The organism is Amycolatopsis alba DSM 44262, assembly GCF_000384215.1.
In the GTDB taxonomy this organism is placed as follows: domain Bacteria; phylum Actinomycetota; class Actinomycetes; order Mycobacteriales; family Pseudonocardiaceae; genus Amycolatopsis; species Amycolatopsis alba.
In genome coordinates this window covers 5,260,764-5,272,867 of sequence record NZ_KB913032.1, presented here as the reverse complement: position 1 = coordinate 5,272,867, position 12,104 = coordinate 5,260,764, and the positions used below count along the sequence as shown (strand labels likewise).

Here is a 12,104-nt window from a genome sequence, read left to right as displayed (position 1 = left end):
TCGCCGTAATTGTCCCATTCCTGATAGACCCGCCAGCTGCGGCCCGCCGCCTGGAGGCGCTCGGCGTAAGTCTTCCAGGTGTACCCGGTGTGCCCTGGGTTCTGCCAGGCGTCGTTGCCGATCGCGCGGGTCTTGCCGTCCGGCTCGTAACCGAGTTTGCCGGTGAACAGGTAAAAGCCGGTTCGGGTTGGTGGGCCCCATTTCCGAGCAGTGGTAGGCGTCGCAGACGGTGAACGCGTCGGCGAGCTCGTGGTAGAACCGCAAGGCCGAGCGCGTGTGATAGGTCAGCGAGCGGACCCCCTTGGCCGCGCGCCACGCGTCGTGCCGTCCCTTGTTCCACGCCCGGTGCCCGCCGGACCAGCTGTGGTCGACGTCGGCCATGAACTGGTCGTCGATCGCGTAGGGAAGAAGGGTGCCCGCGCCGTCGGGCTGCTGGAAGACCGACGCTCCCGAAGGCAGCTTGATCGCCGCAGGGTCGTTGAAGCCCCGTACGCCGCGCAGCGTCCCCAGATAGTGGTCGAACGACCGGTTCTCCTGCATGAAGACCACGACATGCTCGATGACGTCGAGCCCGCCCGTCGGCGCGTCGGCGGCGAGCGCCTGCCGGACACTTTCCGGCAGCAAGGTGAAGGCGGAAGCCGCGCCAGCGGCTTTCAGCAGGGTACGACGGCGCACGGAACCCTCCAGAAATTGCGTTGAACCCGCTCGAATGTGTTCGAAACTGCACCTTTGATGTGACTAGCGAGCAGATCGAAACATAGGAGCCTGCACGGTTCAAGGGTTCCGCCCTCGCGCTGCATGATCGGAGCAACAGAACGCGACTTTCGGATGGCCCGCGCCCGGCGTCCGCCTGCGGCTGCCCCCAGCCCAAGTCCGTGAAGGCCTCCTTGAGGGACTCTGAGTCCCTCAAGGAGCCCCTCACCAACCCCGACGACGGCGCCTTCACGACACTTACCACTCACGACCCCCTGTACCGACGCTGTCCGGCGGCGGTGCGCGGCGTTCCGGCGGCGGTGCGCGGCGTTGCGAAAGCCACTTTCGCAACCTTCAACGTTGCGAAAGCCACTTTCGCAACGTCAGCGGGGGGCGGGAAGCGGGAAACCGGCGGTGCGCGGCCGGTCCAGCCAGCCCAAGTCCGTGAAGGCTTCCTTGAGGGACTCTGAGTCCCTCAAGGAAGCCTTCACGGACTTCAACCAAGCCGTGGTGGGGACCGCCTCCCTCGAGCGGCCCCCACCCGGTTCACCCGGCCCGAAACCGGCCGGACGTCTTTTATTTCCCGTTCTCGGACCTCCCGGACAAAGCGGCCACCGCGAGCACCATCACGACCGGCCAGATCACGACCACCAGCGCGGCTCCCCCGAAGGTGATCGCGGTGACCGACGCCGCCGTCGCGACCAGCCCGCCGACGGGTGACACGTAACAGAACCCCAAGGGCCCCAAGAAGAGAACCCACCGCAACGCGGCCTTCACCGATTTGGCGGGCGGGCGGGGAACCGGATACCGCCCTGGGCCGAGGACCTCGTGCTCGGCACCCTGATACCACCCGCCGGACATCAGCGGCGGGTGCGGCGCGAAGAAGGCCGGTCTTCGCCCCACCGCCTTGGGCGTGCGGGGATTCTCCTCGGCGGGAACGTGGCGGTGATCCTTCGGTCGTCCCAGGACACTTTCGGCACTGCGCATGACACCCTCCCCCGTCGCCGGCCCGAGGCCTGGTGAAGTCACCTCTTGCCTGGCACAATTACCGGTTGCGGTTCGAAACTTTCCGGGTCGTTCTGCCCACTGACCATGGTGACGAGTCGGGGGAGTGGCTGATGCGTCATATGGAACACAGCGGCGAACCGGCTTCCGCGGAGCCGGAGGGCAAGGATGACCGGTCCCGCCACGGGTGAGCACGGGGACTTCGGCACCTGGCGGCGGCTGACCCCCGCGGAGCAGTCCGCTCTCCGGAGCGCAGGACATCTGAAGGTGTGGCGACCCGGCCAGGTCCTCGCCCTCCAGGGCAGTCCGCCCACCAGCATATTCGTCGTCCTGCACGGCTGGGTGAAGATCAGCGCCACCAACTATCGCGGCGAGGACGCCCCGCTCGCCGCCCGCGGCCCGGCGGAAATCGTGGGCGAGCTGGCCCCGCTCAGCGGACTCCCCCGGACAGCCACGATGTCGGCGATCGACGAAGTGCACACCCTCGTCGTGCCGAGGGACAAATTCCTCGGTGTGCTGCGCGACCGGCCACGGATCGCCGAGGAGATCTTCCGTACCGCGGCCATCCGGCTGCACCAGTCCGATCGGCTGCGCCTCGAGTCCGGCGGACCGGATTTCCCGCAACGCCTCGCCGCGGTACTCCTGGAACTGGTACTGCAGCATTCCCCCGACTGGACGGACGGGAAACAGGTCGTTCTCCATTTCAACCAAGGGGAATTGGCGGGGTTCGCGCGTGTCTCGCGCAGCACGCTGATCCGGGGCCTCGAAGAGCTCCGGCGCCTGGGAGTGGTGCGCACGGCACGCCAGCGCGTGACCATCACCCGTCCTCGCGCGCTCCGCGAATTGGCCGCCGGACGGGAGCCACCGGCCGAAGAAGCCTGATCGAACACGGAATCTCGGCTATCCTTGTCGAGGTTCAACTCTCGCAACCGTTTCACGGGGTGGAGGGAATCGGCACGATGAGTTCTTTCTCGGTAAGCACGGAGCCGGACATCGAATCGGCGTTGATCGATCTCGACGACGTCTCTTTCAGCGCGTTACGGGAGCTGGACAGCGCAGCCTTCCGCCATTCGGCGCACCACGTCGTCGAACGCACCACCCATGTCCGCGCCCGCTACAGAAGTGCCGGCACCGCGGGTGGCGAACGGATCGACTGATGCCGCCATCAGCCGGGTCCCGCCCCGCGTTCCATCGCTTGTCGTGGCGGGACTTCGACGCACTCGCCCGCCTCGACGGCGAGGAGGACATGGCCCGCCGTCTGAGACGGGCCGAGCGGAGCAGACGCAAACTGCTGATCCACGCGTTGCTGACAGAGGCTACGAAGACGCCCGGCCACGAGGGGCCCTTGCCGCCGTTGGAATCCGCGTGGGAACTCCTCGCACGTGCAGAAGCAAGGGCACCCCGCGCCGTGAACCGGATGCTCACCAATCCGTACACCGGCAGCTGGGCGGGCTACACAACCCGCCTGATGCGCAACGGAATCGACGGTATCGGTCCTTTGTGGATGCACCTGGGGCACGCGCACGCGATCGCGGCTTCCGCGGCGATCCGGGCGGAACTGGATTTCGAAACCGCCGTCCCTGCCTGGCACGGAAACGCCATCCTTCCTTCGCTGGGGATGGCCAGATTTCCCGGCGCCGATCCGTTTTCCGCGGTCGTCGTGCGAGGCGCGAACGGCCGGTACTCCGTGTCGCACGACGAAACGACGGTCCGCCTGCCGAGCCCGCCCGGCTCCGACGCTCCCGGCTGGTGGGGACTCCGGCGGGTGCGGAGCCAGGTCGGCGCGCACCGGTTCTCGTTGTCACTGGACGACCTCGATCCCTATCGCGGGCTCTACGAGCCTGTCCCGCCGGAAAGGGTGCCGGGCAAGGACCTGGCGGATTGGCAACGGCTGATCGACGAGGCCTGCCGTCTGATCGCCGCGCATCTGCCGGGGCTGGCCAGGATCATGCCGGTGGGCTTGGCCTCGCTCGTCCCGAAACCCCGTGTGCTCTTCCGGAATCCCAGCGCGTCGACCGGGGAGGCGTTCGGCAGCGCCGTGGTCGGGCTGCCCGCCGACGGCGCGTCGCTGGCCGAGACCTTGATCCACGAGTTCCAGCACATCGTGCTCGGCGGTCTGCTGCACCTCGTCGAGTTGTACGAGCCGGATCCGCGGGAACGGATCTACGTCGCCTGGCGGGATGATCCTCGACCCTTGTCTGGCGCACTCCAGGGCGTGTATGCCTTCTTCGGTGTCACCGCGTTCTGGCGTGCGTTGCATCAGGCAGGCCGGTTTCCCCGGCGCTCCGGTTTCGAATTCGCGTACTGGCGCGAACAGACGTGGCACACCCTGCGGGTCCTGCGAACAGACTCGTCCCTGACCGTCGCCGGGCGGCGATTCCTCGACAACATCGTCGAACGCCTGGGCCCCTGGCGAGACGAGCCCATACCGGCCGAGGCGAGCGCGCTGGCCACGGCCGCCCGCCAGGATCACCTCGCGGGCTGGCGCGTCCGCCACCTTCGCCCGGACCCTTCCGTGGTCGCCGAGCTGGCGGCCGCCTGGCTCGGCGGACGGCCGAGGCCACCCGCCACCCTCGACGCCACCGACCTTCCTCCGACGCCGGTACCCGACGGAAGCTGGTCCCAGGCCAGGGCGGACCTGGTCCGGCTGGCGGTCGGGGAAACGCCCATGCCATCGGTGGTACCCGATGCCACCACCGCGGATCGCGCCTACTCCGGCGGTGACTTCCTCGAAGCCGTCAACGGCTACCGGCGAGAACTCGCCGTGGATCCGGACCGGCCCGCCTCGTTGGTCGGGCTGGGCCTCGCGCTCGGCGCGCGAGGCCCCCATCCCGCCGCCCGTGCCCTGCTGCACTGCCCCGAACTCGTCCGGGCGGTGCATCGTCGGCTGAGAGCCGTCCCCCGGCCACCGACCGTGGAACAGCTCGCCTCGTGGATCGGCCAACTCGTGCCGGACTGACCTACATCAGCATCGGGTCGATGTCACAGTCGGCACGGGCGCCGCGCCCCGCCGCCTGCGTTCCGGGGTGGGCCTCGCCGAGAACCTTGCGGTATTTCACCAGGATCGGATCGCGGAACGGCGCGGACTCCTCGTCCCGGCCGAGCGCGGCCAGATCCAGCCCGAGGTTGAAAGCCGCCGCGAGGACCGTGGGGTGGTCTTCCCCGAGCACCTGCTTGCCACGCTCGACCGCGTCCCTGCCCAGTTCGATCGCCCGCTCGAATTCGCCCAGCGCGGCCAGATCACTCGCCAGGTTGATGGTGGCGACGACCGCATAGGGGTGATCCGGGCCGATGGTGGCACGGAAATGCTCGAGAGCCCGCTCGTCGAGGACACGGGAGGCGGCGGGATCGCCCATGAGCCGCAACGTCACCGCGAGGTCGGCCCTGGCCGCGAGGGTGTGCGGATGATGTTCGCCGAGGGCACCGCGGTACCGCTCGAACGTTTCCTCACCGAGTTTGCGGGCCTCCGCCAGATCGCCTGAATGACGGAGGTCGATCGAATGAGCGAGAGCACAGGCCATCGTCGTGGCGTGGTCGTCACCATAAGCGAGCCGGAACCGCTTGAGGGCTTCCGTGGACAGGCTGAGCGCACCAGGGTGGTCGCCGTCCTTTCGCCTGCAGATCGAAAGAATGAATTTGTTGCCCGCCGCGTCCAGCTGGTCCGCACCGAAGCGGGCGCAAAAGTTCTCCGTGAGCCTTTCCTGCTGGACCCTGGCCTGGCCGTACTCCCCCGCTTCGCGGCGGTCCACGTTCAACGCGCTGTTGACGCTGAAGGTGCGGACGTGGTCTCGGCCGAGAACCTCGATCCGCCGACGGAGGGTGTCCTGATCCAGTTCCGCGGCCTCCCGGTAGGCACCGGCCAGCCGGAGGCTGATGGCGTGCTGGTACGCGGCGTTGAGCGTCTCCGGGTCGTCTTCGTCGAACATGCGCCTGGCCTTGTGAAAGATCTCTTCACTCAGTTTGGTCGCGGCCGCGAAGTCGCCCTGGGCCCGGAGATCGATCGTGATGTTCCGCTGGAGAGCGAAGGTCTCTTCGTTCTCTTCACCGGAAATCTGCAGGCGCAACGCGAGGGTGCGCTGATTGAGCTCCGCCGCTTCGGAGTACCGGCCGATCGCCCACAGGTAGAGCCCCAGCCTCGACGACACTTCGACTGTCTGCGGATGGGTGGGGCCGAGCCTCTTGGTGAGCTGCTCCCGTGCCTCGAGGCCGAGCCGTGCCGCCTCTTCGTGGTCGCCGTACTCGAACAGGTAACGCATCAGGTTGATGTAGAGCTGACGCGGCCAGTCGTCGTCGCACTTCAGCACATTCGCCGCGTAGGCGTGCGGCAGCAACTCGCGATAGCGAGACCAGTGCCTGCTGGACTCGGGGTCGTTCGGGTCCAGCGCGGCGAGCAACTGGTGGGCGCCGTGCTGCATGCGCGCGTGCACCTGCCTGGCCATGACCCGGTTGCGCAGGACCAGCTGGACCAGGCGGTGCAGCTGGAGGGTGTTGTTGCCGTGGTCGATCTTCGCCAGGCCGTATCGGTTGATGTCACGGATGGCGCGGGCGAGTTTGATCGGGTCGCGCAGCGCGGCGTCGAGTTCCGGGGAGATCGACACCCGGCTGACCCCGGTCAGCAGATCACGCGAAATCGGCTCCGGGGAGAAGAAAGCGCAGATGTGCAGGATCTGGTGGGCCGCCGGGTTGCGGGTCTTCAGCTCCTCGAACGAAACGTTCCACGCCGCGGCGACGGAAACCTCGTTGTCGGGTGCCGTGGCGGTGTCGAGGATTTCCTCGACCGACTCGTCGAACAGGCGCAGGTACTCCTGCACCGGCATCCCGGTCACCGCGCGCCAGGCCGCGGCCTGCTCGACGGCCAGCGGCAGATCGCCGAGCTTCTCGGCGAGTTCGTCGGCGTCGGCCGGATCGATTTCGGGACCGCGGCGGCCGAGCAGCTCGACGCTTTCCTCGCGTTTGAACACCGCGAGTTCCAGCGGGCGCGCGATACCCGCCCAATCGGAGTTCCGTGAGGTGATCAGGATTTCGCCCGGACCGTTGCGCGGGAAGAACGGCAGCACGGCCTCCGGGCTCTCGGCGGCGTCGAAGACCAGCAGCCAGCGGCGGAACGGGCGCCCGGTCCGGAGCGCCTCGATCACCGCGGGAACCGCGACGCTGGCCTCGGACGCGCCTTGCAGGCCGAGGAGACCGGCGAGTTCGGTGAGGCCCGCGCGGATCTGCGTGGTGTGCGCGGCGTCGATCCACCAGACGAGGTCGTAATCCTGCAGATGCCGGTAGATGTACTCGGTCGCCATCTGGGTCTTGCCGATACCGCCGAGACCGTGCAGCGCCGAGGGGAGCACCGCGGTGGTACCGCTGCTCAACCGCTTGGTGAGCTGCTCCAGCAGCGCGTCGCGACCGGTGAAGTTCGGATTGCGTGGCGGGACGTTCCCGAACACCAAGGGCGGATCATCGGGCTGGCGGGACGGGAAGGTCCGGGAACTGTCCGCGGCCGCAGGGTGGACGATCCTGGTCGTCGGCTCGTTCGCCTCGGACTCACTGAAATAGGTCGAACGTCCCTGGTGCACAGGTGTCGGGGCAGGTGGCCGTTCGGCCGTCTCAGGCATCTTGGGGCTCGCAGTCTTTATGGATGTCTGCATTGATTCAGACACGGGTACGACGGGGTCTGGGTTTTGTACCGCGTTCCGAAGCCGGTCGGCCCTGGACAGGTACGGGCCGGAAAGCGCGCGCATGAGCGCACCCTCCAGTTCCACATCGGCCGAGGACTCGAGGGTGAGCACAGGATCCGGTGTGTTGTTCGGGTCGGCGATGGCGTCTCGGAGGTGACCGAGAAGCGGAATCCGGCCACCGAAATGTGTGGCGGCCACCCGGACGACCTTGGCCGTTTCCGACCGACGCGCGCCACTGAGCAGCAATTCCCGGACTGCCTGAGGAAACGCGAAGACCCCACCTGTGTCCCAAGTGGACTTCCCCTCCCTGGGTCCGGGAGCGTACATGATCCCCGAAAGCAAAAGTTCGAGGAGGTGCTCCAGTCTTGCCTCCGGCACGAACCTCTGCCCCACCAGCTTGGCGACGTCGAGACGCACCGGTACCGCCGCGAGTAACTGCGCCAAGCGTAGCGCCGGCGGCGACGCAACACTTCGGAATCGATGAACTCTTTCGACTGGTGACAAAGTTACCGGCGGGTCATCGGAATCGGACTGGGAAATCCGTTCCGTGGCGAGCACGACCGTTCCTTCGACGGCGGGATCGTTTTCGCCGGTCATCAGCCTGGCCCACCATCCCAGTGCCTGCGGCCGCAGTTCCAGCACCGGCACCGGCACGACGTGATCGGGCACTTTCGAGCCGGGTTCGAGCCAGGCGTCCGCGAGGTCGCAGATCCAGCGACCGTTGGGAGCCAACACCTTCGGGATCCTCAGCCGGGCCGTATGCGGGCTCATGCCGCACCTGCCCCACAGCCATTGCGGAAGCAGGTGCACGATGCTGACCGGCATCTTCCTGCCCCAGCGCGCCAGCATCGGGTACAGCGCGTCTTTCTTTTGCCAGGCGTCCCCGACGCCGTCGGTCAGCAGCAATACCACGCGTCGTCCCGACGAATCCAGGATCTCGTCCGGGTCACGTGCGGGCGCGCCGGACGTACCACCACGGAGAACGAGGTCTTCGTGATCGATGTCCTTCGCGGTTTCCAGCAGGCGGACCTGAATGGTGCGGAAAGCACCCACTTGCCGGAGTAATTCGACAAACTCCGACACTCGTGGCCGCCACAAAGCCATCGACGGACCGTTGTCGAGGACGAGCGTCAGGTCCAGCCAGCGCTCTTTCCTCGATCGGGTGACAGGCCACCACTGTCCGGTCTCCGCGGCCCGGACGGCGGTCGCCACTTCGTCCAGGGCCACATTGTTGAGTCGCCGTGCGGCTCTCTCCCGTTTCAATGTTCTCAGTGCGCGGAAGTACGCCAGCGATTCGAGGACGACGACTCCACCCGGCCCGGTGCCGTCCACCGCGGGTTCGGGCAGCTCACCGGGGACGGCCTCGATCTCGACGACCCCGCCGTCGTCTTCTTCGCCGCCTTCGGCGGGCGTCGAATCGTCCCGCACCGTGGAATGCCGAGGCTCGGGAGCTTCCGGGATCTCCCCGCGGTCCTGGAGCGCGTTGCGCATCCGCGTTTCCTCGGCAGGCGGCTCCGGCTCTTCGACACGAACGGGATCGGTGCTCGCGCGCCGCGGCGCGGTGGCCGCGGCCAGCCAGACGATGTCCGCGACCTCGATCCAGCTCAGGTCCTCGAACTCGAACCGCTTGCTCCCCTGGGGAAGGCCGGTTCTCCGCCGCTCCGCCGCCGGGGCGGAACGCGCGTCGGAGGTACCGCCCGGCCCGGCCATGTCACCGCACCGTCAGTCGTTGCCAGAGAGCGTCCACCAGCCGCGGCCACGCCTCCTGATCCGGCCGGTACGCGCCCGACGTCGCGAGATAGGCGGCGTCGAGCAGCCTGTCGGTGGGGAGACCGCCTTCCGCCTTGCTCCGTTCGGCGAAGTCGCGGATGAGCTCGTCCCGGTGTACGCCGTTCTCGCTGACCAGATGACTGGCCACGATCGCCGCGAGCTGGTCCTCGTCCGGGTTCTCGATCCGCAATTAGCAGACAGCGGCGCAGGAAAGCGGGCGGGAACTCCCGCTCCCCGTTGCTGGTCATGATGACGATCGGGAAGGCGCTGCAGGCGACCCGGCCGTCACGGACGGCGGCCGCGCGCTGCGGATCCGCAGTGTGCACGGTGACTTCGGGATGCCGATTGCGCACCCGCGCCAATTCCTCGATGGTGAATTCGCCGTCTTCGAAGATCGACAGCAGATCGTTGGGCAGATCCGCCTCGGATTTGTCCAGCTCGTCGATCAACAGCACCCGCGGCAGCCTGCTGGGCAGGAAAGCGGTGCCCAGCGGGCCGAGCCGGACGAAATCCCCGATCGGCGGCTCCTCGGCCCCGCCGCCGCGCTGGGCCTGAGTCGTCGCCGCGGCCTGCACCCGGCCGATCGCGTCGTAGCCGTACAACCCGGAACTCAGCGCGGTGTGACTGGTGATCGCCCAGCGCAGCACCCTGCCCAGCCCCAGTTCCCTGGCGATCCGGTACGCGAGACTGGACTTCCCGGTTCCCGGATTCCCCGTGACCAGCAACGGCCGCCGCAGATACAGCGCAGCGTTGATCATGTTGAGTTCGTCGGCGTCGGCGTCGGACTCGGAAAGCGTGAACGCGGTGCCGAGATGACGCTCCGCCTCCCCGTCGTCCGGCGGCGGCACGTCGTTCTCCGGTGGCGGCTCACCACGATAGGAACGCCAAGGCGGCGGCGCGGGCAGGAGCTGCGCGAGGTCGATGTCGTGAATCGGCCTGCCCGTGCCCTGATAAATCCACCAATCGGGTACATCGGCCGGGGGCGTCCGGCCGTCCACGGTCGCGTCCTGATCGTTCCCGCTCATCCGCGGTATCCCCTTACAGTCGAGTCGGGATCAACGGCTGGTCCAGAACGATTACCCGTTTCGGGTCGTCCCACATTACCACCAGATCGTGAGCCAGAGAATTCTTGAACGGTACCGCAGCACCCGAATTCGCCAGTTTGCGGCGATCCGGAAGTTCGATAAAACCGCGCTCCGCGGCCAATACCCAGTCGAGCAACTCGCGCAGGCTCTCCGGCTCGGCGTCCGGATGCCACAACACCACCGGCAGGCCGCTGGACAGCGCACTTGTCAGTTCGTCCGGCTCGGCGCCGGGTTCCACCCAGGCCGACGGCGGTTTCGCCAGGACGAGCCCGACCCAGTGTTCGTCGCTCAGAATCGCGTCGATCGGATGACCTTCGAATTCCGCACAACCGGAGTAGTGCAACCTCTCGGCGGCGGGGTCCTCCATCATCGAGTCCCAGCGAACGTGCCATGCGCGATGCCAATGCCTCGCCCGCATCCTCTCCAAAGACCGTACTCCGAGCCGATATCCGTAACGCAGCGGCTGGGGCTGGCCGGTCCTGTGTTCCTTCGCCCACCGCTGCACGGGCAAAGTGATCAACGCCCTCGGCAGCAGGAATTCCACCGACGCGGACATGCTCTGGCCGGACCAGACGTCCTCAGTCTCCAGGATGACGTCATCGACCCTGAACTCGACCTCGTCGATTCCGATTTCGCGCACTCCACCGAGGGCGGGCGGCCATACGTCCGGGTCGTCCTGACGCCAGAATGCGAGAGTGCATCTCGTCGGATCGGCGGAAACCGGTTCGAGCATGATCATCAAATGCAAATGGGGACGCTGCGGAATGGACGGCCTGCTCTGCCGCTGGTTCCCGAGTGCGGGACCGAGCCGCAGCGCCCTGGCCTGATCGGTGATCCAGCCCGCGATCATGGTGCCCGGTTCACTTTCCGCGTTCTCCGCGAGCAGGCGCAAGAACGTGACCGCCGGCGGGATCCCGTCCGGTCCGGCATTGAAATCGGTGAGCAGCTGGAAAGCATCCCACGCGTCGGTGATTCCCTCCAGTGGCGGCAACGGAACGGCGGGACCGAGCGCCCGGCTCATCATCACCGCCAGTTGAGGGACCGCCATCCGGGTCAGGCGCTGATGCAGGCCCGCCAAATCCTTGCTGGGGATCAAATCCAGAACGGCGCTGTTCAGGCCGGTGATGAACAGGTCGCCGGCGGCCTCCATCGCGAGAGAGGGCGGTTTCGGAACCGGTGCGCCGACTTCTCCGTGTAACCGCAGATAAGCCGTTCCGGTGAACGTCTTCACCGAAACCGGTATCGGCCGGTACGACTCGGGCAACAGGCCCGGATCCTGCGCGATGACATCGGTGAAGAATCGCTGCGAAGAGATGAAGGCGATCATCCGGCCGGATTCCGCGAATGCGTCCTTCGCCAGTTGCGCGTCCAGAATGCGGAAAGCGGTGTCGACGGCCTCGCCGACCCATCCGTTCCCGTCGTTCAGCACTTCGCCGGAGTTGAGGCTCACCCGCAGCCGCATCTGCGCCTGCGGGGTCCGGGTGTGGTTGTACCGGCGGAGGGCGACCGCGACGCGATCCGGCAGCCGATCGGCGACCAGGGCCTTGATCGTTCCCGGCGGGAGCAGGATCAACGCTCCGTCACCGCGATCCTCGTGCGCGCAGGAATCGAAGTCGACGTCGCTCTCGGCGAAGGCGGTCTTCAGCACCTCGTACATGCCCTGGCGCACGGCGAGCCGATCGAGCGGGTTGCGGTCCGGGGCGGTGAAGCCCACGACGTCCACCACGACGATCGTCCGGTCGAGAGCCTGCGTCGGTCGCGCCACTGGCCCCCTCCCAAGGTCCATGGCACCGATGCACCGGCGCCGAAAGCCACATTATCGCGTCATTCGGCCTGGCGTTGAGTGTCAATTGACAAAAGGGTTCTCTCTTTCCGTGCTCGTGAT

Annotated in this window: 6 protein-coding genes and 3 pseudogenes; 3 read left to right on the top strand and 6 right to left on the bottom strand. The window is 67.2% G+C overall.

The window, feature by feature from the left end:
- Positions 1-17: 17 nt before the first annotated feature.
- The 3 genes and pseudogenes from AMYAL_RS50835 to AMYAL_RS0125190 all read right to left on the bottom strand — a co-directional run.
- Positions 18-122 (bottom strand): annotated as a pseudogene (locus AMYAL_RS50835) (hypothetical protein); the annotation flags it as partial.
- 115 nt (positions 123-237) lie between these two features.
- Positions 238-540: pseudogene (locus tag AMYAL_RS50830) on the bottom strand (alkaline phosphatase family protein); the annotation flags it as partial.
- 729 nt (positions 541-1,269) lie between these two features.
- Positions 1,270-1,680: a hypothetical protein gene (locus AMYAL_RS0125190; RefSeq protein WP_020634035.1), complete on the bottom strand. Its 411-nt coding sequence runs from the start codon at positions 1,678-1,680 to the stop codon at positions 1,270-1,272.
- A 186-nt stretch (positions 1,681-1,866) separates the two neighbouring features.
- Between AMYAL_RS0125190 and AMYAL_RS0125185 the strand changes: the two genes are divergently transcribed.
- From AMYAL_RS0125185 to AMYAL_RS0125175, 3 genes are read left to right on the top strand one after another with little or no spacing between them, the layout of a single operon-like run.
- On the top strand, positions 1,867-2,580 hold the full coding sequence (locus tag AMYAL_RS0125185; protein ID WP_020634034.1) for a Crp/Fnr family transcriptional regulator: 714 nt from the start codon (positions 1,867-1,869) through the stop codon (positions 2,578-2,580).
- A 59-nt stretch (positions 2,581-2,639) separates the two neighbouring features.
- Positions 2,640-2,855: a hypothetical protein gene (locus AMYAL_RS0125180; RefSeq protein ID WP_020634033.1), complete on the top strand. Its 216-nt coding sequence runs from the start codon at positions 2,640-2,642 to the stop codon at positions 2,853-2,855.
- On the top strand, positions 2,855-4,657 hold the full coding sequence (locus tag AMYAL_RS0125175; protein ID WP_026467423.1) for an HEXXH motif domain-containing protein: 1,803 nt from the start codon (positions 2,855-2,857) through the stop codon (positions 4,655-4,657). Before AMYAL_RS0125180 ends, AMYAL_RS0125175 begins: the two co-directional genes overlap by 1 nt.
- A 1-nt stretch (position 4,658) precedes the next feature.
- Here the strand turns inward: AMYAL_RS0125175 and fxsT are convergent, their stop codons facing one another.
- The 3 genes and pseudogenes from fxsT to AMYAL_RS0125150 all read right to left on the bottom strand — a co-directional run bounded on the left by fxsT (position 4,659) and on the right by AMYAL_RS0125150 (position 11,984).
- On the bottom strand, positions 4,659-9,074 hold the full coding sequence (gene fxsT, locus AMYAL_RS0125170; protein ID WP_020634031.1) for an FxSxx-COOH system tetratricopeptide repeat protein: 4,416 nt from the start codon (positions 9,072-9,074) through the stop codon (positions 4,659-4,661).
- 1 nt (position 9,075) lies between these two features.
- Positions 9,076-10,159 (bottom strand): annotated as a pseudogene (locus AMYAL_RS46080) (AAA family ATPase).
- Between the two features lie 13 nt (positions 10,160-10,172).
- On the bottom strand, positions 10,173-11,984 hold the full coding sequence (locus AMYAL_RS0125150) for a VMAP-C domain-containing protein (protein ID WP_026467422.1): 1,812 nt from the start codon (positions 11,982-11,984) through the stop codon (positions 10,173-10,175).
- Positions 11,985-12,104: the final 120 nt, after the last annotated feature.

Excerpts from the sequence above, each read along its gene's own strand:
- AMYAL_RS0125185 (WP_020634034.1), top strand. The coding sequence starts at position 1,867 with ATGACCGGTCCCGCCACGGGTGAGCACGGGGACTTCGGCACCTGGCGG.
- fxsT (WP_020634031.1), bottom strand. The coding sequence starts at position 9,074 with ATGGCCGGGCCGGGCGGTACCTCCGACGCGCGTTCCGCCCCGGCGGCG.
- AMYAL_RS0125175 (WP_026467423.1), top strand. The coding sequence starts at position 2,855 with ATGCCGCCATCAGCCGGGTCCCGCCCCGCGTTCCATCGCTTGTCGTGG.
- AMYAL_RS0125190 (WP_020634035.1), bottom strand. The coding sequence starts at position 1,680 with ATGCGCAGTGCCGAAAGTGTCCTGGGACGACCGAAGGATCACCGCCAC.